Source organism: Streptomyces sp. NBC_01428 (assembly GCF_036231965.1).
Classification (GTDB): Bacteria; Actinomycetota; Actinomycetes; order Streptomycetales; family Streptomycetaceae; genus Streptomyces.
Genome location: NZ_CP109499.1, coordinates 352,721 through 375,277 on the forward strand (window position 1 = coordinate 352,721; position 22,557 = coordinate 375,277).

At 70.1% G+C, this 22,557-nt stretch carries 20 protein-coding genes; 11 read left to right on the forward strand and 9 right to left on the reverse strand.

All coding sequences use genetic code 11. The features are described from left to right. Positions 1-245: 245 nt before the first annotated feature. The 3 genes from OG406_RS01320 to rph all read left to right on the forward strand — a co-directional run bounded on the left by OG406_RS01320 (position 246) and on the right by rph (position 4,443). Positions 246-599 (forward strand): PRC-barrel domain-containing protein, encoded by a 354-nt coding sequence (locus tag OG406_RS01320; protein WP_164375951.1) that lies wholly within the window; start codon positions 246-248, stop codon positions 597-599. 176 nt (positions 600-775) lie between these two features. Next, positions 776-1,504, forward strand: coding sequence for a glycoside hydrolase family 16 protein (locus tag OG406_RS01325; protein ID WP_329183363.1), 729 nt, complete (start codon positions 776-778; stop codon positions 1,502-1,504). A 341-nt stretch (positions 1,505-1,845) separates the two neighbouring features. Then, entirely contained in the window at positions 1,846-4,443 is a 2,598-nt protein-coding gene (rph, locus tag OG406_RS01330) for a rifamycin-inactivating phosphotransferase (protein WP_329183365.1), read from the forward strand. Positions 4,444-4,503: 60 nt separating this feature from the next. Here rph and OG406_RS01335 read toward each other — a convergent pair whose 3' ends face one another. The 3 genes from OG406_RS01335 to OG406_RS01345 form a co-directional block, all read right to left on the reverse strand. Beyond that, a complete protein-coding gene (locus OG406_RS01335) occupies positions 4,504-5,313 on the reverse strand; it encodes an SDR family NAD(P)-dependent oxidoreductase (RefSeq protein WP_329183367.1) in 810 nt (269 codons plus the stop codon). Positions 5,314-5,384: 71 nt separating this feature from the next. Further along, positions 5,385-5,723 carry an ArsR/SmtB family transcription factor gene (locus OG406_RS01340; RefSeq protein WP_164375947.1) on the reverse strand — a complete coding sequence of 113 codons (339 nt, stop codon included), beginning with the start codon at positions 5,721-5,723 and terminating at the stop codon, positions 5,385-5,387. After that, entirely contained in the window at positions 5,723-6,184 is a 462-nt protein-coding gene (locus OG406_RS01345; protein WP_329183371.1) for an SRPBCC domain-containing protein, read from the reverse strand. Before OG406_RS01345 ends, OG406_RS01340 begins: the two co-directional genes overlap by 1 nt. 406 nt (positions 6,185-6,590) lie before the next feature. Here OG406_RS01345 and OG406_RS01350 point away from each other — a divergent pair, with 406 nt between their 5' ends. From OG406_RS01350 to sbnA, 5 genes are all read left to right on the forward strand, one after another. Further along, positions 6,591-9,131, forward strand: a complete 2,541-nt coding sequence (locus OG406_RS01350; RefSeq protein WP_329183373.1) for a Pls/PosA family non-ribosomal peptide synthetase — start codon at positions 6,591-6,593, stop codon at positions 9,129-9,131. Beyond that, positions 9,128-11,608, forward strand: a complete 2,481-nt coding sequence (locus OG406_RS01355) for a non-ribosomal peptide synthetase (protein WP_329183375.1) — start codon at positions 9,128-9,130, stop codon at positions 11,606-11,608. Before OG406_RS01350 ends, OG406_RS01355 begins: the two co-directional genes overlap by 4 nt. Positions 11,609-11,632: 24 nt before the next feature. Continuing rightward, positions 11,633-12,637 (forward strand): TauD/TfdA family dioxygenase, encoded by a 1,005-nt coding sequence (locus tag OG406_RS01360; RefSeq protein WP_329183376.1) that lies wholly within the window; start codon positions 11,633-11,635, stop codon positions 12,635-12,637. Further along, the gene (gene sbnB, locus OG406_RS01365; protein WP_329183377.1) at positions 12,634-13,704 is read left to right on the forward strand and encodes a 2,3-diaminopropionate biosynthesis protein SbnB; all 1,071 of its coding nucleotides are present in this window, start codon (positions 12,634-12,636) and stop codon (positions 13,702-13,704) included. The genes OG406_RS01360 and sbnB overlap by 4 nt, the downstream gene beginning before the upstream one ends. A 92-nt stretch (positions 13,705-13,796) precedes the next feature. Further along, a complete protein-coding gene (gene sbnA, locus OG406_RS01370) occupies positions 13,797-14,798 on the forward strand; it encodes a 2,3-diaminopropionate biosynthesis protein SbnA (RefSeq protein ID WP_329183379.1) in 1,002 nt (333 codons plus the stop codon). Positions 14,799-14,844: 46 nt separating this feature from the next. Here the strand turns inward: sbnA and OG406_RS01375 are convergent, their stop codons facing one another. The 3 genes from OG406_RS01375 to OG406_RS01385 form a co-directional block, all read right to left on the reverse strand. Then, positions 14,845-15,783 (reverse strand): hypothetical protein, encoded by a 939-nt coding sequence (locus tag OG406_RS01375; protein ID WP_329183380.1) that lies wholly within the window; start codon positions 15,781-15,783, stop codon positions 14,845-14,847. Between the two features lie 101 nt (positions 15,784-15,884). Next, on the reverse strand, positions 15,885-16,349 hold the full coding sequence (locus tag OG406_RS01380; RefSeq protein WP_329183381.1) for a hypothetical protein: 465 nt from the start codon (positions 16,347-16,349) through the stop codon (positions 15,885-15,887). 162 nt (positions 16,350-16,511) lie between these two features. Next, positions 16,512-17,504, reverse strand: a complete 993-nt coding sequence (locus OG406_RS01385; RefSeq protein WP_329183383.1) for a DMT family transporter — start codon at positions 17,502-17,504, stop codon at positions 16,512-16,514. 39 nt (positions 17,505-17,543) lie between these two features. Here OG406_RS01385 and OG406_RS01390 point away from each other — a divergent pair, with 39 nt between their 5' ends. Then, positions 17,544-18,056: a MarR family winged helix-turn-helix transcriptional regulator gene (locus OG406_RS01390; RefSeq protein WP_329183385.1), complete on the forward strand. Its 513-nt coding sequence runs from the start codon at positions 17,544-17,546 to the stop codon at positions 18,054-18,056. A 222-nt stretch (positions 18,057-18,278) separates the two neighbouring features. Next, on the forward strand, positions 18,279-19,022 hold the full coding sequence (locus OG406_RS01395; RefSeq protein WP_329183387.1) for a nucleotidyltransferase domain-containing protein: 744 nt from the start codon (positions 18,279-18,281) through the stop codon (positions 19,020-19,022). Positions 19,023-19,054: 32 nt separating this feature from the next. On the opposite strand, the gene OG406_RS01400 is transcribed toward OG406_RS01395, so the two are convergent. Both OG406_RS01400 and OG406_RS01405 read right to left on the reverse strand, forming a co-directional pair. Next, a complete protein-coding gene (locus OG406_RS01400; protein WP_329183389.1) occupies positions 19,055-19,858 on the reverse strand; it encodes an inositol monophosphatase family protein in 804 nt (267 codons plus the stop codon). 50 nt (positions 19,859-19,908) lie between these two features. Then, positions 19,909-20,118, reverse strand: a complete 210-nt coding sequence (locus OG406_RS01405; protein ID WP_164375936.1) for a cold-shock protein — start codon at positions 20,116-20,118, stop codon at positions 19,909-19,911. A 274-nt stretch (positions 20,119-20,392) separates the two neighbouring features. Between OG406_RS01405 and OG406_RS01410 the strand changes: the two genes are divergently transcribed. Beyond that, the gene (locus OG406_RS01410) at positions 20,393-21,274 is read left to right on the forward strand and encodes a helix-turn-helix transcriptional regulator (RefSeq protein ID WP_443067038.1); all 882 of its coding nucleotides are present in this window, start codon (positions 20,393-20,395) and stop codon (positions 21,272-21,274) included. 37 nt (positions 21,275-21,311) lie between these two features. Here the strand turns inward: OG406_RS01410 and OG406_RS01415 are convergent, their stop codons facing one another. Next, positions 21,312-22,532: a GNAT family N-acetyltransferase gene (locus OG406_RS01415; protein WP_329183392.1), complete on the reverse strand. Its 1,221-nt coding sequence runs from the start codon at positions 22,530-22,532 to the stop codon at positions 21,312-21,314. Positions 22,533-22,557: the final 25 nt, after the last annotated feature.

Sequence of the window (22,557 nt, forward strand, 5' to 3'; positions counted from 1 at the left end):
CGCACCCACCGCGGCACAGGCCACGTATCGGATCACGGCCCGCGAACCCGTTCCGGCCGGAACCTTCCATGCCGAGGGGCGACATGGCCGGACCACGGGCCCTGCGGTAGGTCGCCGTCATCGCGCCGAGGAACGTGTGCCGTCGAGCGACGCGGGCACCCGGCTGTCCTGAGAGGCCGTCACGGAGTCGGAACTCCACGGCTCAGCCTCACTCGGGAAATGAATGTCGTTGAGGGAGTCGCACTGTGAGTGACAGCATCTGGGGCTATCAGCCGACCGCCGGTTTCATCGCAGGAACGGACCTGACCGGGTGGCATGTCGAGGCAACCGACGGCAGCATCGGGAAGATCGACAAGCACTCCGACGAGGTCAACTCCTCCTACATCGTGGTCGATACCGGCGTATGGATCTTCGGCAAGCACGTTCTCCTGCCCGCCGGAACCGTCAAGACCGTCGACCTTCTCGAACACAGGGTCTACGTCGATCTCACTCAGGAACAGATCAAGGGATCCCCCGAGTTCGACAAGGACAAGCACCTTCAGGATGCCGGGTACCACGAGCAGGTGGGCGGCTACTACCAGAGCCACCGACGGGTCTGACCGTCCACCGGACTCACCGCGGGGGGGGCGCCCGGAGACTCTCCGGACGGCCCCCTGCCGACTGTCGTGAGCAGCCCCTTCGCGCGAAGGATTGTCAGGTACGCGACATCGCTCTACGGTGCGTTTCAGGAGTGGGACCGCTCCCACCCTCCTGACGTCCGAGCAACGGAGCTCCGATGCGATCAACTCTCCTGTCCAGGACCAAACTTGTCGCCGCCGCGTTCGCGGCCCTGGCGCTGGTTCTCCTGACCCAGCCCCCGGCGCACGCCGGCACCTGGGGCGCTCCGCAGACCGTCAACTCCTGGAACACGATCAACGGCCGATGGACGGCCAACAACGAACTCGAGACCTACACGCCCGCCTGCGTCTGGTACGAGGGCGGCACACTGGTCATCAAGACCTACAACGCGGGGAACGGGACCTACTACTCCGGCCGCGTCGAATCCAAGGCGCTCTACGGCTACGGGACGTACAGCTTCACCGCGAACATGCCCAACGGAAAAGGGCTGTTGCCCGCGGTGTGGGCCGCCTACCTCAGCCCGTGGCTGCCCGAGTTCGACGCCGCCGAGATCGTGGGGTCCAGTCCCAACACCGTCTACCAGACGTTCCACGACACCAGCAACGCACAGGCCCAGTGGGCCGTGAACAACAGCGGCGGATGGACCAACAGCTTCCACACCTACTCGTTCACGTGGTGGCCCGACCACATCGACTTCACCGTCGACGGTGCCTACCAGGGAACGAAGTGGTACTCGACCGCTGCCGGCGTCGGGATGCACTTCATCGTCAACACCGCTGTCGGCGGCGACTGGCCGGGCAACCCCGACTCCTCGACCTGGGCCACGGCGGACGGCGCGCGCTATCTCAAGGTCTCGGCGATCACGTACACGCCCTACTACCCGTGAGGCGGGCCGGCCGGACGCGCGTCCTGCCGGGTCCAAGGGGCGGCACATGGCGAAGGCAAGGAGAGAACCCTCTCCTTGCCTCTCTCAACTTATAGCGCACCGGGGGGCTTGCGGCAAGGCCCCCGTCGTGGCGCAGAATCGTCCGCCGAAGCCATCACCTGCGGAAACGAGAGCCGTGCCGTGTGTGCCGCCCGACTGGCGGAGCGGCCGGGTGACTCGTCAGAGGGAATGCGGCCAGGGATGACGACGTGTCCGACAAGAGGTTCGAGAGAGTGGGAGGCGCCGGTGATTCGGTCGGCCATGGCGGCACGACGGAACACGGCCGCCTCGGAGGTGTCGCAGTGACTGAACAGTACGTGCTGGATCTTCAAGAGGTCGACGAGACGCAGGTCGCCGTCGTCGGCGGCAAGGGCGCACACCTGGGCGAGCTGTCGCGGATCGAGGACATCCGTGTCCCGGCCGGTTTCTGTGTGACGACGGAGGCCTTCCGGCGGATCGTGGCGGAAACCTCGTCGCTCGACGATCAGCTCGATCGGTTGTCACGCTCGGCCCCGGACGACCGCGAGGGCATCCGGACGCTGAGCGCGCGGATTCGCCGGACCATCGAAGAGGTCGCCGTCCCGGAGGAGCTCGCCGCGGCGATCACCCGCGCGCTCGGCCGGCACGGCGAACAGGCTGCCTACGCCGTGCGCTCCAGCGCGACGGCGGAGGACCTGCCGACGGCCTCCTTCGCGGGCCAGCAGGACACCTACCTGAACGTCATGGGAGTGACGGCCGTCCTCCAGCACGTCAGCCGGTGCTGGGCGTCGCTGTTCACCGAGCGGGCCGTGGCCTACCGCCAGAGGAACGGCATCGACCACCGCACGGTGCACATGGCCGTGGTCGTGCAGCGCATGGTCTTCCCGCACGCGGCCGGCGTCCTGTTCACGGCGGACCCCGTCACGGGCAACCGGAAGGTCGCCACTGTGGACGCCGGCTTCGGTCTGGGCGAGGCCCTGGTCTCCGGGCTGGTGAATCCGGACGTCTTCAAGGTGCGAGACGGTGAGATCGTCTCCAAGGTGATCGCCGCCAAGCAGCGTGCCGTTCACGCGCTGCCGGCCGGCGGTACTCGGGAGGTGGCCGTCGACGCGCAGCGGCAGGAGCAGCCGGCGCTGACGGACGCTCAGGCGGTGCGGCTCGCGGAGGTCGGCCGGCGGATCGAAGCGCACTTCGGGCGCCCTCAGGACATCGAGTGGTGCCTGGTCGACGACGGCTTCCAGATCGTTCAGAGCCGGCCGATCACGACGCTGTTCCCCATCCCGGAGAGCGACGACCAGGAGAACCACGTCTACGTCTCCGTCGGCCATCAGCAGATGATGACCGACGCGATGAAGCCGCTGGGGCTGTCCATGTGGCAGCTGACGGCCATGGCGCCGATGCACGCGGCCGGCGGGCGACTGTTCGTCGATGTCGCCCGGCGCCTGGCGTCGCCCGCGAGCCGGGCCGGCCTCCTGGACCTGATGGGGAAAGGTGATCCGCTGGTCAGGGACGCTCTGGAGACCGTTCTCGCCCAGGACGGCTTCGTCCCGTCACTCCCCGACGCGGGCCCCGGCGGGCTACCCGGGCGCGGCGCGGCCGACCCGATCGAGACGGATCCGGCCGTCGTCACCGAGTTGATCGAGCGCAGCCGGACGTCCATCGCCGCTCTTGAGCACGACATCCGGAGCAAGACCGGACCCGCACTGTTCGACTTCCTGCTGGAGGCGTTCGAGGAGCACAAACGCGTCCTCAGTGATCCGCTGAGCATTCAGGCGATCATGGCGGGGATGGAGGCCACGTGGTGGCTCAACGACCAGTTGCGGGAGTGGCTGGGCGAGAAGAACGCGGCGGACACGCTCACGCTGTCCGCCCCGGACAACATCACGTCGGAGATGGGGCTGGCGCTGCTGGACGTCGCGGACGTGATCCGCCCGCACCCGGAAGTGGTGGCCTTCCTGGAGGGCGTTCAGGACGAGGGATTCCTGGACGAGCTGGCGAAGCTGACGGGCGGGGCCGAGGCACGCGACGCCATCGAGGCCTATCTCGACCGGTACGGGATGCGCTGCGTGGGCGAGATCGACATCACGCGGCCACGGTGGCGCGAGCGTCCCAGCACGCTGGTGCCCGTGATCCTGGACAACGTCAGGCTCTTCGAGCCGGGCGCGGCGGAGCGGCGCTTCGAGCAGGGACGGCGCAAGGCCCGGGAGAAGGAGCAGGACGTGCTGGCTCGCCTGCGGGCCCTGCCCGACGGGGACCGGATGGCCGACGAGACCAAGCGGATGATCGACCGAGTGCGGACCTTCATCGGGTACCGGGAGTACCCGAAGTACGGCATCATCGCGCGCTACTTCGTCTACAAGACGGCCCTGATGGAGGAGGCCGAGCGCCTCGTGCAGGCCGGCGTTCTTCCTGAACCGGAGGACAGCTTCTACCTCACGTTCCAGGAGTTCCACGCTGTCGCGCGCTCGCACCAGGTGGATCAACGGCTCGTCCAGCGGCGCAAGGACGCGTTCCGCTCGTACGAAAGGCTCACTCCGCCCCGCGTGCTCACGTCGGACGGCGAGGCCGTCACCGGGGCGTACCGGCGCGACGACGTGCCGCCCGGCGCTCTGACGGGTCTGCCGGTGTCCGCCGGGACCGTCGAGGGACGGGCCCGCGTCATCCTCGACATGGCGGAGGCCGACCTCGAAGCGGGCGACATCCTGGTGACGACCTTCACGGACCCCAGCTGGTCACCGCTGTTCGTCGGCATCGCAGGCCTGGTGACGGAGGTGGGCGGCCAGATGACCCACGGCGCGGTGATCGCGCGTGAGTACGGCCTGCCGGCGGTCGTGGGGGTGGACCGGGCCACCCGCCTGATCGAGGACGGGCGGCGCATCCGCGTACACGGGACGGACGGGTACGTCGAGATTCTGTCGTGACCGTGCGCACCGGGCGGCCTCATCGGTGGGCGAGCCACCGATGAGGCCGTCCTGCGGGCGTCAGTCGACGAGTGCCCCCGCGGACAGGTTGGCGACGGTGCCCGTCATGGCTCCGGCTCGGTCCGAGGCCAGGAAGGCGGCCGTCTCGGCGATCTCGGAGAGCGTCGGCAGCCTCTTGAGGAGCGTTCCCTGCGCCATTCCCCCGTCGTCGAGCATTTCCTGGACGGACTGTCCGGCGGCTGCGGCCATCGGCTTGAAGAGGTCCTTGGTGTAGGAGCCGGCCGCCGGTGCGTCGACGACGGCGTGGGGGCGGATGCAGACCACCCGGATGTTGTGGGGTGCCAGTTCCGCGGCGAGCACGCGGGAGAATGCCTCCTTGCCCGCGGCGCTGACGCTGTGGCCCAGGATGCCGCCCGCAGCCAGTTTCGATCCCGGCTCGGACAACGTCAGGATGACGCCGGGACGTTCCCCTCCCATGTGCCGTGCCACGGCCTTGCTCGTGATGAACAGCGCTCGCAGAAAGCCGTCGACCGGCCGCATGAACTCCTCGACCGAGAGGTCCGCCAGGAGCGTCCCCTGGTCGTGCAGGACGCTGACGGCGTTGAGGGCGATGTCGATGCTTCCGGCTGTCGCCGCGACCGACTCGGCGTGCTTCTCGACCGCCGCTTCGTCGAACACGTCGACCTGCGCGGTCTCGACCCGCCCGCCCGCCGCGGCGATGTCACGGGCCACGGTGTCGAGCTTCCCCTGAGTGCGTCCGGCGATGAAGACCCTCGCGCCTTCCCGGGCGAACACCCGCGCGACGGCGCCGCCGATGGCGCCCCCGCCTCCGTGGATCACAGCGTTCTTGTCAGCGAGCAGCAGAGTCATGGCGCTCTCCCAAGGTGATCGATACTTCTGACTGATGGAGGCTGTCGTCGCCTCCGGCGGACGGCGGCCGGTCACTCGCTCCGCTGCCGCTGGATCTCCTCCGCGATGCGCTTGATGCGGTCGAGCCGGGCGTCCCAGGTCCTGCCGACCTCGTTCAGTTGTCGGACGGCGCGGGCGAGCTGTGTCTCGTCGACCTCGTACCGCCGTTCGCGGCCGATCGGTGTCGCGTGCACGAGGCCCGCGCGATCGAGGACCCCCAGGTGCTTGGTGACCGCCTGGCGCGTGATCGGGAGACGGTCGCTGAGGCTGGTCGGCGTTCCGAAGCCCTCCGCGAGCAGCAGGTCGAGCAGTCGACGCCTGATCGGGTCGCCGATCGCGGACCAGAGTTCGTCGTCGACGGCGGCCGACATCACAGCTCCACGGACGGCGCGTAGCCCAGCAGCCTGGGCAGGAACATGTCCCAGCCGCGCTCGTGGTCGTGGAAGGCCTCTTCGAGTACGGCGGCCTCCCAGCCCCTCTCGCGCCAGCCGCTCTCGGTCAGACGCAGGATCGTGCCGTCGCCGGAGGGTTCGAGCTCGAAGGTGACCAGGAGGGAGTTGTCCGCGTCGGGCAGCTCCGCGGCGGGGGCGACCCAGCGGAAGGCGAACCTGTGAGGCGGGTCCACGTCCACCACGGCGATCGATTCAACCGCGGTGCGGTCGCCCCACACGAGTTCGCCGAACGTGCCGGGCTCCGGCTCGAACGCGGCTTCGTCGGACCACCACATCTTGATGTGCTCGGGCCGGCTCACCACCTCGAAGACGATCTCCGGTGGCGCGTCGACATGGATCTCACGCTCCAGCTTTCCGAACTCCACCAGGACCTCCAACATGCAACCATCAGTTGCATGTAACCCTAAGCGTCGAGCCGGAGATCCGCAACCTTATGTTGCGCAAGGGCCGCGAGTGCGCCTGCCGAGGGAGCCGGGGGCGAGCGTCCGGAGTCGTGCGAGCGCCTGCCGTCGGTGCAGCGGCGGTGCACATCCCACATTTCTTCGCACCGGGTCCATCCATCCCCCCGTCGGTCTCGAATACCTCGTAGAACGTCCGCGTGGGATCGGCACCGGGTGCATTCGGCACAGAGGCACCCGACCGCCGAGGGATCACGGTCCGCGCCCACGGTTCCACGCGTCGTACGTCCGCCCGACCCGAGTCCCCGGCCGTGCGGAGGACAGCACCTCCGGCCCGGGCCGCTCCAGGGTCGTCGACGTCGCATCGAATCCTTCTCAGGGAGTTCCCATGACGGGAAAGCCGGTCGGCACCTTGCCCCAGAGCCCCCGGAGTGCCGTGACCGAGGCCACGGTGCCCGGCCCCTGCGCCGAGGGCACCGAGGAAGCGCTGGCGCGGGTGCTCGCGGACGTCATGCACCTCGACCAGGTGGAGACCGACCGTCACTTCTTCAACGACCTGGGGGCCGACTCCCTGGTGATGGCCCACTTCTGCGCCCGGGTCAGGAAACACGCGGGCCTGGGACGGGTGTCCATGAAGGACGTGTACGCGCACCCCACCGTCGGGGCTCTGGCGGTCGCGATGGCCGCACCCGTTCCCGCCACGATCACGGAGTCACCGCACTCCGCTCCGGCCGCTCCTCCCCCGGCCTCTCCCACAGGGAAGGCCAGGTACCTGGTGTGCGGGGCGCTGCAACTCCTGGCGTTCGTCGCGTACTCGGGCATCATCGCCTTCATCAGCGTCCGCGGCTACGCATGGATCTCCGCCGGGTCGGGTCTGCCGGATGTGTACCTGCGCTCCGTGGTCTTCGGCGCGGCCGTCTTTCTGGGACTGTCCGCTCTGCCCGTCGCGGTCAAGTGGGTGCTGATCGGACGCTGGCACCCGCAGCGGATCCGCATCTGGAGCCTGGCGTACTTCCGGCTCTGGATCGTGAAGACGCTCGTCCGCTCGGATCCGCTGGTCCTGTTCGTCGGTTCGCCGCTCTACACGTTCTACCTCCGAGCGCTGGGCGCGCACATCGGGTCCGGTGTCGCGATCTTCTCCCGCAACGTGCCGCTCTGTACCGACCTGCTCACCGTCGGGGACTCCGCCGTCATCCGCAAGGACTCCTTCTTCGCCTGCTACCGCGCCCGCGACGGTCTGATCGAGACGGGCACCGTGACCCTGGGGAAGGACACGGTCGTCGCCGAAGCGTCGGTGCTCGACATCGGGACCTCACTGGGCGACGGGGCGCGGCTCGCCCATGCGTCCTCGCTGCACAGCGGTCAGGCGGTGCCGGCCGGCGAGCACTGGCACGGATCGCCGGCGTTGCGCACCGAGGTGCCGTACGAGGTGGTGGCGTCGGCCGCCTGCGGCACCGTGCGCAGGTCGATCCACAGCATCACCCAGTTGCTGAGCGCGCTGCTGGTGTATCTGCCGCTGGCCGTCGGCGGGATCGGCATCCTCCTCGCCGAGGCACCCCAGCTGTCGGCCGTACTGGAACCGGGACCCACGGTCCTCACGACCTGGGCGTTCTACCGCGATGCCCTGGCCGTCTCCTTTCTCCTGCTCTTCGTGATCACTCCGCTCGGGTTCCTGCTGCTCGCGACCGTTCCCCGGCTGCTGAGCCGGACCATCCAGCCGGACCGGGTCTATCCGCTCTACGGCTTCCACTACGGAGTGCATCGCGCGATCACCCTGCTCACCAACCGGCGCTTCCTGACCAGGCTGTTCGGGGACAGCTCCGGGATCGTGCCCTACCTCCGCCTCCTCGGCTACCACCTGACCCCCGTCGAGCAGACCGGCTCAAACTTCGGCACCGAGGTCAAACACGAGACGCCGTACCTGAGTTCGGTCGGAACGGGGACGATGGTCGCCGACGGACTGTCCATCAACAACGCGGAGTTCTCCAGCACCTCGTTCCGGGTGTCCCGGGCCACCATCGGAGCGCGCAACTTCCTGGGCAACCGGATCGCCTACCCCGCGCGGGGACGGACCGGGGACAACTGCCTGCTGGCCACCAAGGTCATGGTCCCTGTCGACGGGGAGATCCGGCGGGACGTCGGCCTCCTCGGCTCACCCAGCTTCGAGATTCCGCGCTCGGTCCGACGCGACAGCAGCTTCGACCCGATGTACGAGGGTGAGGCGCTGCGCAGTGGCCTCGCCGCCAAGAACCGGCACAACGCGACCTCCATGATCCTCTACCTGCTGGCGCGTTGGTTCTACGCCTTCGTGGTCACCATGGTCGTGTCGGGAGCCGCCGAGCTGTACACCTCGATCGGGGCCGAGGCCATCGCGCTCGGCAACATCCTCGTCGTGGTCGTCAGCGCCGTGTACTTCGTTCTCGTGGAGCGCGCGGTCACGGCCCTCCACCCGCCGGGCCCGCTGTTCTGCTCGATCTACGACCGTCGCTTCTGGCGGCGTGAGCGCTTCTGGAAGGTGCCTTCGGAGACGTACCTCCAGGTCTTCAACGGAACCCCCTTCAAGAGTCTGGTCTGGCGTCTGCTGGGCGTCCGGATCGGGCGCCGGGTCTTCGACGACGGCTGCTACCTGACCGAACGCACGATGGTCAGCATCGGGGACGACGCCACCCTGAACGCGGGCAGTGTCGTCCAGTGCCACTCGCAGGAGGACGGCACCTTCAAGTCCGACCGGTCCCGGCTGGGTTCGCGCTGCACCCTCGGCGTCGGTGCGTTCGTGCACTACGGCGTGACCGTCGGCGACGACGCGGTGCTCGCCCCCGACTCCTTCCTGATGAAGGGCGAATCGGTCCCCCCGCACGCCTGGTGGGGCGGTAATCCGGCCCACCAGATCCGCCCGGGCGGGTCCACGGACGAGGAGGCGTCACGATGAACGGGTCCGTACGGTCCGGCGCGGAGTACTGGCGCGACGTACTCACCGCGGGTGGGGCCACCTCCGTGCCCCGGTGGACGCGCACTCCGGTGCCCGGGACCGCGGTGGCCGAGACGGCCGTCCCCGACGCTCTCGTCGGGGAGTTGGACCGTCTGGCGACTTCGGCCGGCGTGTCCGTCACGGCGGTGCTGCTGGCGGCCCACGCCAAGGTTCTCGCCGCCCTGTCCGGGGAGTCCGCCGTGACCACCGGATACCTCCTCGGTGCACGTACGGAGCCGCTGCTCTGCCGTCTGTCGACCGACGCCGTGTCGTGGCGGAGCCTGCTCCTGCACACACACGCCGCCGAAGCGGAGCTGCTGGCCCATCAACGGTTCCCGGTCGAGGCACTCCGCGCGGAACTGGACCTGCCCCGCCTCGTTCCTGAGACCGTGTTCGATCCGGCGGGCAGCGTCACCGCCGCCGTGAACCCCGTACTGAACGTGGCCTTCCCGCGGCGCGACGGCCGCTTCGTCATCCGGATCCGGTACCGGACCGACGTCCTCGACGCGGAGGCCGCCGACAGGATCGGCGGCTACCACCTCACCGCGCTCAGCCATATCGCGGCGGACCCGGATGCGGCGCACGGCCGGCAGAGCCTGTTGGCGGACGACGAACTCCGCCACCAGGTCGACGGCCTCGCCGGGCCCGACCGTCAACTGCCCGACCAGCGCTGCCACGAGCTGTTCGAGGAGCAGGCGCGGACGCGTCCGGACGCCGTCGCGGCCGTGCAGGGCGACCGCCTGTGGACCTACCGGGAACTCGACGGCCATGCCAACCGGGTCGCCCACGCCCTCCTCGACGCCGGACTCCACCGGCAGGAAGTCGTCGCCGTACTGACCGAACGCAACCTGGAGTGGATGGCCGGCGTCATCGGCATCCTCAAGGCCGGCGGCGCCTACCTGCCCGTCGAGCCGCACTTCCCGGCAGAACGCGTCACCGGCATGCTGCAGCGCGCCGACTGCACGCTGGTCCTCACCGCATCCGGCAGCACCGCCGCCCTCGACAGCGCGCCGGACCACCACCTGCCGGGAACAAGGACGTTGTTCGTCGACCGACTCTGCGAGCAGAGGGGCGAAGACAGCGGTCCAGGCGTCCCCGTGCGGCCCGGCGATCTCGCGTACGTCTTCTTCACCTCGGGCTCCACCGGCGAACCCAAGGGCGCGATGTGTGAACACGCCGGACTGCTGAACCATCTCTACGCGAAGATCGACGACTTGGGGATCGGCGAGGGCGACGTGGTCGCTCAGACGGCGCCGCAGTGCTTCGACATCTCCTTGTGGCAACTGCTGTCCGCGCCCCTCGTCGGTGGGCGCACCCTGCTGGTCGAGCAGGAGGCCGTCCTCGACGTCCGACGGTTCCTCGACACACTGGTCGACGGCAGAGCAGGCGTGCTCCAGGTGGTGCCCTCCTATCTCGACGCGGTTCTCTCCTTCCTGGAGCGGAACCCGCGTGAACTGCCCGATCTGCGCTGCGTGTCGGTCACGGGCGAGGCGGTGAAGACGGATCTCGTCGAGCGCTGGTTCAAGGCCCGCCCCGGTGTCCGGCTCGTCAACGCCTACGGGCTGACCGAGACGTCGGACGACACCAACCACGCGGTCCTGGACGGCGTTCCGGAGGGCGACGCGGTGCCCCTCGGCCGTCCGATCAACAACGTGCGCCTCTATCTCGTCGACGAGCACCTCGCCCCGGTCCCGCTCGGCGCACCCGGCGCCATCGCCTTCTCCGGGGTCTGTGTCGGACGCGGATACATCAACGATCCCGAGCGAACAGGGGCGGTCTTCCTGCCCGATCCCCATCGGGCGGGCGAGCGGCTCCATCTCGGAGGGGACTACGGGCGCTGGCTGCCCGACGGGCAACTGGAGTTCCTGGGCCGCCGGGACAGCCAGGTCAAGGTGCGCGGATTCCGGATCGAGATCGGTGACGTCGAGGAAGGTCTGCTGCGCGTACCCGGCGTGCACGACGCGGCCGTGGTGGTCGCCGAGAGGGCGGAGGGCGGCCGGCACCTGCACGCCTTCTACACGGGGCCGCGCCCACTGGATCCCGCCCGTATCCAGGCGGAGTTGGGGCACATCCTGCCCGCGTACATGGTTCCGTCCGCCTTCAGCCGTCGGGAGTCCTTGCCGCTCACCGGCAACGGGAAGATCGACCGGAGTCAACTGACCGCTTTCGCAGCCGAGTCCGATCCCGGTGGCGGGCTCGGGAACGACACGCCCCGCACGCCGACGGAGCGGCGCCTCGCCGCGGTCTGGGCCGAGGTTCTCGGGGTCCCGCCCGGCCGTGTGGGACGGAGCGACGACTTCTTCGGCCGTGGCGGGACCTCGCTGTCAGCCGTCAGGGTGGCCGTCTCCCTGGACCGCGAGGTCACGCTCAAGGACCTTGTCCGCCACCCCGTCCTCACCGATCTGGCCGCGCTGGTCGACCGGCGTTCCACGCCCTGAACCGATCGCAACGCAAGGAGCGACATGCCTTCCATCGAATCGACCATCTCACCGCTCGGCCTGGAACTGGAGCCCGGTCGGCCCGCGCTGCTGCGGGTCCGGGACACCGACGACCCGGCCGGCTGGGCGGCCGCATCCCGGGAGGGGCTCGCGTCCGCGCTCGCCGAGCACGGAGCGGTCGTGATCCGAGGGCTGGCGCTGCACGACACGACCGACGTGGCGGCCGTCCTGGATCGACTCGGAGTGCAACCCATGGCGGAGAAGGAGACCTTCGCCGCTCGGGAGACGTACGGCCCGGGTCTGTACTCCGCCTCACCGTGGCCGCCGAACCAGCCCATGTGCATGCACCACGAGCTGAGTTACACCCTCGATCCCCCTGGCCTGCTGCTCTTCGCCTGCCTGTCCGAGCCCACCGTCGGCGGAGCGACCTGCGTCGCCGACGCCGCTGCCGTTCTCGACGCGCTGCCCGGTGATCTCGTCAATCGCTTCGAGCGCGACGGATGGCTGCTCACGCGTACCTACAACGACGAGATCGGGGCGACCCTCACCGAAGCGTTCGGCACAACCGACAGGGATGTCGTCGAGGCCTACTGCCGCTCCCAGGACATCAGTTGGGCCTGGCAGCCCGACGGCAGTCTGCGCACCGCGCAGCGCCGCCGGGCGGTGGTGCGCCATCCGGTCGACGGACGGCGCTGCTGGTTCAACCAGGTCGCCTTCCTGAACGAGTGGACGCTCGCCCCCGAGGTGCGCGAGTACCTGGTCGAGGAGTACGGCACCGACGGTCTGCCCTTCAACACGTTCCACGGCGACGGGGAGCCCCTCGGCGAGGACGTCGTCAGGCTCGTCAACGCGGCCTACGAGGACCACACCGTCCGTACACCGTGGCAGGCCGGAGACCTCCTCGCCGTCGACAACGTCCGCACGGCGCACAGCAGGGAGCCCTATGAGGGACCCCGAAGCGTCGTCGTGGCGATGGCCTCGCCAACACACCTCGACGCCCCTCCCACGATCGAATCGGGGTCGCGATGAACACCGGACCCGCACCGTCCGCCCTCGTGGACGGCGCCGCCGAGGCCACCGTGCCACCGTTCGCGGTGATCCCGGGCGGCCAGGTGCGGCGCGCCCTGGCCGGTCGCGAGAAGGAGATCGTCGAGGTGGTCGAGGCCACCTACCGGCTGCACGGGGCCGGCGAGACCGTCAACCCTCCCTCATCCTTCCTCCGCTTCCCGGACCGTCCCTCCTCCCGGATGATCGCCCTGCCCGCCTCGCTCGGCGGCGAGTCGCCGGTGGACGGGCTGAAGTGGATCTCCAGTTTCCCGGAGAACGTGCGGTCCGGGACGCCCCGGGCCTCCGCCGTCCTGATCCTCAACGACCCGGCCACCGGCTACCCGTTCGCCTGCCTGGAGAGTTCCATCATCAGCGCGACCCGGACCGCGGCCTCCGCGGCGTCGGCCGCCGACCGCCTCAGCCGCGACCGTCCGACGCCCACCAGCGTGGGGTTCTTCGGAACGGGACTGATCGCCCGCTACATCCACACCTTCCTGCAGGGCGCGGGCTGGTCGTTCGACGACCTGGGGCTGTACGACGTCTCGGCCGAGAGCACCGACGGGTTCCGCGCGTACGCGGAGCGGTCCGGCGAGACCGCCCGGGTCACCGTGCACCGGCGGCCCGAGGACCTGATCCGTGCCGCCGATCTGATCGTCTTCGCGACAGTGGCCGGCGAGCCGCATGTCGGCGACCCGGCGTGGTTCGACCACAACCCCGTGGTGCTGCATGTGTCGTTGCGGGATCTCGCACCCCAGGTCCTGCTGGCCTCGACCAACATCGTGGACGACGTCGAACACTGCCTGAGGGCCGCCACCTCGCCCCATCTGACCGAACAGCTCACGGGAGACCGGGACTTCGTCCACGGCACGCTGAGCGACGTGATGGCGGACCGGGTGCGTGTCCCGGCGGACCGCCCCGTGGTGTTCTCGCCGTTCGGCCTCGGCGTGCTCGACCTCGCGGTCGGGAGCTACGTCTACGACCAGGTGGCCCGCTCCGGCGAACTGCGGATCGTCGACGACTTCTTCCACGAACGAGGCCGCTACGGATAGGGAGACCGTGCAGGCCGGTGCACCACGAGAAGAGCCCGCACCGAGCCGCATCCGGCCCCCGCAACCAGCACGACACCGAAGAGGAGCTCGTCATGTCGGTCATCTCCGTTCCTCAAGCCTTCAATGAGGAGGAGCTCTACGTCGACCTGGAGTCGATCTTCGGGCACTCGCTGCTCCTCAAGTGCGAGGGGTTCAACTTCGCGGGCTCGATCAAACTCAAGGCCGCCGCCGAGATGGTGGCGTCGGCCGAACGCGACGGATCCCTCACCGCCGACTCCATCCTCGTCGAGTCCTCGTCCGGCAATCTCGGTGTGGCGCTGAGCATGATCGCGGCGAGCAAGGGCTACCGGTTCGTCTGCGTCACGGACTCCCGCTGCAACCTGGCGACCCGGCTGATGATGGAGGTGCTGGGCAGCGAGGTGCACGTCGTCTCCGGCCAGGAGACCAACGGCGGGCTCCTCGGCGCACGCCTGGACCACGTCCGGCGCATGTGCGCCGCCGACGACCGGTGCGTCTGGCTCAGCCAGTACACCAACGAGGCCAACTGGAGAGCGCACTACCGCACCACGGCACCGGAGATCGCCCGCGCCTTCCCGGAACTCGACGTGCTGTTCGTCGGCGCGGGGACCACCGGCACGCTGATGGGCTGCGCACGCTACTTCCGGGACCATGACCGGCCCGTTCGGATCATCGCCGTGGACAGTGTCGGCTCGGTGGCGTTCGGCGGCACCCCCGGCCGCCGCATGATCCCGGGGCTGGGCATGAGCATGCGCCCGCCGCTGCTGGACGAGTCCTACGTCGACGAGGTCGTCCGGGTCGAGGAGGCCGACACCATACGTACCTGCCGTCGCCTGGCCCGTCAGGGCTTCCTCTTCGGCGGCTCCACCGGCACCGTGGTGAGCGGCTCGATCGGCTGGCTGGCCGACCACAGGCCGCAGGAACTCACCGCGGTGGCCGTCGCGCCGGACCTCGGGGAGCGCTACCTCGACACCATCTACCAGGACAACTGGGTCCAGGACCTGTACGGCGGGGATCCGCTCGACGAGGTCCCCCTCGCGCCGGTGCAGGCCGTCGGGGACCGACGGTCGCGGTGAGGAAGGCGCCGGGGTACCGCCTTGTGACGGTACCCCGGCGCCGATGTCAGCCGACCTTGAGGGTCAGAGCCGCGGTGTGCAGCTCCCCGCCGGCCCGGAACTGCAGGAACAGCCGCCAGTTGCCGGCTGTCGGCAGTTCGGCGTCGAAGGCCAGCTTCGGGCCGCCGTGGTCACCGTCGACGCGGGTCGTGGGGTGCAGGTGGGCGAACGCGGTGTCGCCCTCGTGGAACGCGGTCAGGTGGGCGTAGGTGTCGAGGTAGGGCTGCAGTGTGGTGATGGGCCTGCCGTCCTTGGTGACGGTGACCGTCAACGGGTGGGACATGCCGGCCATCGGCTCACCCTGGACCGTGACGGTGTATCCGTCGACGCGGGCTCTGGCGGCCGCCGCCGGGACGGGAGTTCGCTTCTCGGTTCCGGGGACGGTGACGGCGCGGCTGAGGACGAACGCCGTGCCCTTGCCGGCGCCGCCGTCGGGCGTGAACGAGGCGAACATCCGCCAGGATCCGGGCGCGAGGGCGGAGAGATCGGCCGTCCAGGTGCCGTCGGCCGCCATGGTGGGGTGGAGGTGCTGGAAGCCGGTCAGGTCGGTGCGGATGGCGTAGAAGTGCATGCGCTTGGTCTGGTCGAGGGCGAAGGCGGTGACGGGCTTCGCGTCCGGGCCGGTGACGGTGAAGCGGTAGGCGGTCCGCTCACCGGCGGCCAGGGTCGCGTTCGGGCTGCCGAGCCGGTAGCCGTCCTTGGCGCTCGCGAGGCCGTTGCCGCCGGCCATGTGGTCCATGCCGGGCATGTGGCCCTTCGAGGGCGAGTCCTTCGAGGGCGAGCCGCTCGCCGCTGGGGACGTGGACGCTGTGGCGCCATGGTCCATCCCCGGCATCGAGGAGGGGTCGCCGGAAGAGCCGCAGGCCGCGAGGACGAGGGCCAGGGCGACGGCCGTTCCGGGTGCCACGAGGGCGCGTCGGCGTACGGCGGGACGGGCTGTGAACATGGAGTCGGTCTTTCCGCGTGGGCGCACCACGCCGGGCGGGCGCGCGGGAGTGAGCAGGACACGTCGCCGGCTCCGGGAGTCCGGAGGCCGGCTCGGTCCTCTCAGGTCCGCGCGATGCACACCTGGAGCAGGAGGCTTCGCCCGCCCGGCGGGGGTAGGCCGCGCCGTCCCATCGGCCCGAGGAACACGGGCTGGGCCAGGAGGGCGGCGGCCAGTACGGCGACGAGGGCCGGCAGGCTGCCCGTCGGCAGGGGCATCCGGTCGCGAACGGGCGTCGAGACGCATGGGGTCCCGCGCGTCCCGGTCACCTCGGAAGCCTGGTGAGCCGCTGCCCTTGTCGACGTCGGTGTCACGGCGGAGTGCATCGCCATCGCAGGCTCGGCGCCTGTCGATGGCACGGCGACGAGGTCGTGAGGCTCGGCCATCGATCCGGCCGACGTCGCACCGTGGCATCCGTCGGCGGCGCTCGCCGGCGCTCCGTGCATGAAGAAGAGGCCGAGCAGGACCGCGCACAGGGTGAACAGCCGCATGCCGCCTCGCCTGTTCCGCTGTCCGTCGCCTGCCACGCCCGGTCCCTCTCCCCGCGTCGTTCGGATGCGCGCTCGCACGAGCGCGGGCTCGACGATACCCCGGGCCGGTATCCGCCGCATGCCGGCGGAGGCTCGCGCAGCGGGTCAACCGGGCGGCGGGGAGACCGAGTCAGGGACGCGCCCGGGGCAGCGACGCGATCACCGACCGCCCCCGGTCGGGCCGGTGGCAGCGGCAGTGGGGGTGGCGGTGGGAGTACCGGTGGCGGTGGACTTTGGTGATCGATCGCCGGGGACCGCTCCGTCCACCGGCGGCGCATCCGAGGACCCTGCCGCGCGTCGGACATCGCGGCCTGTCGTGCGACCGCCTAGCACGGCGGCGAGGACGAGCGCCATGCCCGTCGCCTGCGGTGCCGTCAGCGCGTCCCCGGCCATGGTGACGCCGAGCAGGACGCCGGTGACCGGATTGAGCAGGCCCACGAGGCCCACGGTGGCCGCGGGCAGGCGCCGCAGGCCGGTGAACCAGGCGACGAAGGCCAGAGCCGTGGCGATCACGGAGGTGTAGGCGTAGGCGGCGAGGGCGGCAGGCCCCGTAGAAGGGGGCGCGCCCTCCGTCGCTGCGGCGAAGGCCACGAGGAGGAGACCACCGAAGGTGAGCTGCCACGCCGTGACCGACAGGACGTTCGGCCCCGGATCCCATCGCTTGCTCAACAGGAATCCGACGGCGGAGACGAGCAGGGCAGCCACCGAAGCGAGGACGCCCACCGGCCGGACCTCGGCGCCGGGACCGCCCAGCATCAGAGCGACCCCTCCGAGGCCGACGGCCGCCGCGACGAGTTGGGCACCGCGTGGCCGCTCCGCGAGCAGAGCCCATGCGCCCAGCATCAGCACGAGCGGCGAGAGCGCCATGACCATCGAGGCCGTACTGGTGGGGAGCGTCTGCGAGGCCACGTAGACGAGGACGAAGAACGCGCTGGTGTTCAGCAGCCCCAGGACCGCGGACCGGCCCCACCACGCGCCCCGCGGTCGCTCCCGGGCGATGGCGAGCAGCAGGCATCCGGCGGGCAGAGCGCGCAGCGCGGCGCCCCAGAGGGGCTGCCCAGCGGGCAGGAACTCACGCGTGACGTAGTAGTTGGCACCCCAGGCGACGGGAGCCACCGCGGTCAGGGCTATCCACCGAAGATTACCTTCCATGGAAGCCATTATAGCTTCCTCAGAAGATATAGTGGCGTCGTGGAAGACGACAGCCCCGAAGCGCCCGACCATGTAGCCCGCATCCAAGCCGCCTGGCGTCGTGAACGACCCGACCTCGATGTCGCCCCTCAGGCCGTCATCGGCCGCCTGCACCGCCTGGCCGCGCTGCTCACGGAGGAGCTGTCCGTCGTCTACCGCCGCTACGGACTGGGCGAGGGCGACTTCGACGTCCTGGCGGCTCTCCGCCGGGCCGGCGAGCCCTACGAACGAGCGCCGGGAGAACTGGCAGCCCACACGATGGTCACGACCGGCGCCATGACCAAGCGCATCGACCGACTGGAGCGCTCGGGCCTGGTCACCCGCCGCCGCGCCGCCGACGACGGCAGGGGCCGAGTCGTCGCCCTGACCACGGCGGGCAAGGAACTCTTCGACCGCGCCTTCACCGACCACATCCACAACGAGCACCGCCTGCTGAGCGCCCTCGACCCCGACGAGACCACGACCCTCGAAACCGTCCTAACGAACTGGCTGGGACGGCTGGAGTCGCCTTGAGGTGCCGGGCACGGCCGGAGCCCGGACAGCCGGTGTCGGTCCCTGGGGGCCGAGCCGACGGCGCCGCTCTCGTCGACGGACCGCGCGCTGCGGCCGGCCAACTGACGGCCAGGCGCAGGGGCAGGGGCGGGGACGAGGGCAGGGGCAGGGGCAGGGGCAGGGGCGATCCTGTTCGGCCGACAGGCCCCGCGTGCGTTCGCCGCACTGGCACGATGCACATCCATGACTGATCAAGAGGCTGCGTCCACCCATGCCGCCCGCATGGTGGCCGAACTACTCCCCCACGCACTCGGGGCCGTGCTCGGCGGTTCGGCTGCGCAAGGTCGTTCGACTCCGACCAGCGACCTCGACATCGGGGTTCTGGTCCCGGATTCCGCTCGAAGCGGCCGAGAAGTCCTGCGTCACGAAGGACGCCTCGTGGAACTGTTCCTCAACTCAGTCGAAGATCTGGCCGAGTTCTTCCAATGGGACCGTGCGCGTCGTCGAGCGACTGTGGTCTTCCTCTACGCCCGTGGGGCAACCCTGACCGACCCGCGCGGTCATGTCGCCCGCGCCCGTCGGATGGCGGAAGAGATCATCAAGCTGGGGCCACCACCCCTGACCACGGAGCAATGGCGTCACGGTCGTTACGTGCTCACCTGCTACTTCGACGACCTCGTCGACTCTTCGAGCTCGAACCGCCACGAGCAGCTTGCCGTCGCCGACCACGCGCTTCGGGAGGCTGCCGAACTCCTCACGGCCCGCCAAGATTCCTGGACGGGAATCGGCAAGTGGCTACCGCGGCGGCTCGTCGAGGCCGACCCGGAGCTGGGCACCAAGCTCCTTGACGGCCACCAAGCAGTGGCTGAACGCGCGGACCCGACTCAGTTGGCGTCCGCCGTGGACGAGCTTCTGCGGTCGATCGGCGGCCCGTTGCGCGAAGGCTACTCACAAAGGTGGCAGTCGTCCGCAACAGGGCGATCATGAAGGCGAGGTTCACGCACGCCAACCCCCTGGCCTCACTGCCGCCCCCCGTCCAGGATCATCGACATCAGCTGTGCGTGGGTCTCGGGATCGGCGGAGGCTAGGAGGCCTCGGCGTGTGCGGCCCACGGGGGCGCCGTCGATTCCGGTGACGACGCAGCCGGCCGACCGGCAGAGAGCGATGCCGGCGGCGAAGTGCACGCTCTCGGAGAGGTCACCCCCGTCGGTGATGTAGGCGGCGCGCTTGCCGGCTGCGACCCAGGCCAGCGCCAGTGTCGTCGACACCACCCGGGGCCGGAACCCCTCGACGAAGTCGGGTCTGGCCAGCAGGTCGACGGCTCGGAAGCCGGGGGCGTTGGGGAAGGGCGGGTCCAGGTTCACCTCCACGAGCCGTGTCGCGGACGTGGGCGCCAACGGGGTGTCGGCACCGTCGTGCCGTACCCAGGCGGTCTCGCCGTCGGTGTGGAAGATCTCGCCGCTGAACGGATCGGCCACGGCGGCCGCCCCGTCGCGCAGCGCCACGTTGACCGCCACCAGCGTGGTGCCGACGGCGTAGTTCAGCGTGCCGCACAAGGGATCCACCAGCCACGTGCGAGCGGTCTGCGAGGCGCCGTACCGGCCGCCCTCTTCGCCGAGGACGGCATCATCGGGCCTCGCGGCGCGAATGACGCCGAGAATGCTCTTCTCGGCCTCGATGTCGGCGGCCGTCGCGAAATCTCCGCCACCCTTGTCCACGCGGAACAACTGTCGGCCGTACAGGGCGCGCACCACGTCGGCACCGGCGTGCGCCGCGGCTATGGCGACACCGGCATCATCAGTGCTCGCGGGTGAGTTCGTCACGACGCCGAGGGTATCGGGCGGGTGATGTGGCGGGAGCCGCCGTCGCCGCGCTAGGCGGGACGGACCTCCACCGCGCGGACACCCGCGTCCACCTGCTCGATCGCGTAGATGACGGTCTGGCCCTGTGTCAGATGGTCGACGAACTTGAGGGACTGCGCCTGGAACGGGACATCCTCGTCACCGCCGTAGGGAGCGATGAGGCCGGAGCCCCTGACAGCGTCGAACGAGAGCACCCTGCCGGCCCGCAAATGGGTTCGCACACCCTCACCTCTTCGTCCGTGCTCTGTCGTCTTGTCGCTTTGTCTTTTCCCGCGCAGGACTGTAGAGCACACCTCGCCTCCCGAACAGCACGCCAGGCAGTTGAGGGGCCGCGGTTCGCTCATGGCGATCATCGCGCGACAACGCCGACCGGTCCGACCGATCACTGGGGCGCATCGCCGGTCAAGGACCGCGCCACGGCGGGTGGAAGGACACGCACAGCCGCTGCATGACAGGTCGTGGCTATGCCGCGTCTGATGGCCAACCATGGAGAGCATGGACCAAACGTTCGATCGCTCGTCCCTGGGCGCCTTCCTGCGCACCCGCCGCTCGGCGCTGCAGCCGGAGGACGTCGGGCTGCGGCGTGGCCGGCGCCGTCGCGCCCCGGGGTTGCGTCGTGAGGAGGTGGCGGAGCTGTGCACCATGTCCGCCGACTACTTCGCCCGGCTGGAACGCGGGGACGGGCCCCAGCCGTCGGAACAGATGGTCGCCGCCATCGCCCGCGGCCTGCGTCTGACTCCGGACGAACGCGATCACCTGTTCCTGCTCGCCGGCCACCGCGCGGCACGCCGTGATCTGCGGCTCGGCCATGTGAGTCCCGGGATGATGCGGGTCATGGACGGTCTGGCGGGTGCCACCGCCCAGGTCATGGGCCCGCTGGGCGAGACACTTCTGCAGACGCCGTCCGCCGTGGCCCTGCTGGGCGACCAGACCCAGTACACCGGCGACGCCCGCAGCGCGACGTACCGCTGGTTCGCCGATCCGACGGCGCGTGAGCGGTACGACCCGCAGGAGCACGACGACACCAGCCGGGTCAACGTGGCGCTGCTGCGCGGGGCCGTCACCCGTGACGGCCCCGGTTCCCCCGCCGCGGACCTGGCGGATGTCCTGCTGCGGACCAGCGACGAGTTCGCCCGCCTGTGGGAACGCCACGAGGTCGGACTGCGGTGGAGCGAGACCAAACGACTCGTCCATCCCCAGGTCGGACCGCTGGAGCTCTACTGCCAACTCCTGCTGGAGCCCGACCAGGGACAGTCCCTGCTCGTCTTCACCGCCACCCCGGGCACGGAGAGCCACGACAAGCTCGCGCTGCTCACCGTGCTGGGGACGGACCGGTTCGCCGCGGACCCAGGAGCACGCCCGGACCCTCCCCTCTGAGACGCACCGAGGCGGAGGCCCCTTCGTGCGGATGCGGTCAGAACCAGTGGAGGCAGTGCGGAGGGCGGTCGGCGCGGAAGAGCGCGTCTGCCAGGGCGGCCGCGCCCGGGCGGTGGGTCCGGATGTGTCCGGCACGCACGAGGGTGCTCGGAGCGGTGCCGCCGAGGTAGATCGAACCGAGGTCACTGACATCCAGGGACAGGTCCGGCTCGCGGTCCGTCGGCACGCAGTCCGCCTTGCCGTCCCGGACGGTGAGCAGGTACCGCTCCCGCTCACCGAGGAACGGGTCGTCGACGTCGAGGACGAGTTCCCCGTCCGTGAACCAGCCGCGTGTGGTCAGCGCCCGCGGGACGTCGAGGATCCGTACCCAGAGCCAGTCGGTCTCGTGGCTCACCTCGCCCGCGCGGAAGTCCTCGAACTGCCAGCGCAACGGGTGCTCCGGCGGGAAGTGCTTGAACACGATCTGAGCCACCAGGTCGTGGCCGAGGAGGAACGTGGCCAGAGCGGCGAACGCGGCGTCGTCGGTGGCGATGGTCTCGTCCACCGTCAACGTGTCGCCGTCACCGAGCGAGTAGCTCGCGTACCCGTCCGGGACGCCGTCGCCGTCACGGTGGACGGCGATGTACCGCGGCGCCGGAGAGATCGGCGGCTGCCCCGCTCCCGAGGCCCACCAGCGGTGCGGCCGGGACAGCGCACCCGGCTGTGCGCGCCGGTAGCGGTCGTAGATCTCCTCCAGGATCGGGCCGCACTCGGCGCGCCGCATGACCTCGATGGAGCCCGGCGCCTCGGCCTCGGCCGTCCCGCGCCCCCGGGGTGCGGCGAGAGCGCCCTTGTGGCGCGTCACCGACAGCCGGCGGGTGTAGGTGGACGGCCCGTAGCCGAACCTGCGGTAGATCCCGGCCTCGGAGGCCAGGAGCACGGAGAGGAACTCCCCTCGTGCCCGCAGCTCCGTGAGCTGGCGCCGCATCATCGCGCTGAGCAGGCCCTGGCGTCGGTGCGAGGGCACCACACCCACGGCGGTCACCCCGGCGGCCGGAGCCAGGACCTCGCCGGGCAGGGTGAGTTCGAAGGAGTACGCGGCCGCGGTGCCGACGGGCCGGCTGTCCTCCGTCGTCGCGAGCAGTCCGCGGTCCATTTCCAGCGCCGCCCACCAGACTCCGCCGCCGTCGGTGGGGGTCCCCGGGAAACGTCCGAACGCGGCATGGAGAGTGTCGACGAAGACGTCGAGGTCCTGGTCGGTCGTGGGACGGATCTCCATGACTACAGCTGCCTCCCCGGCATGC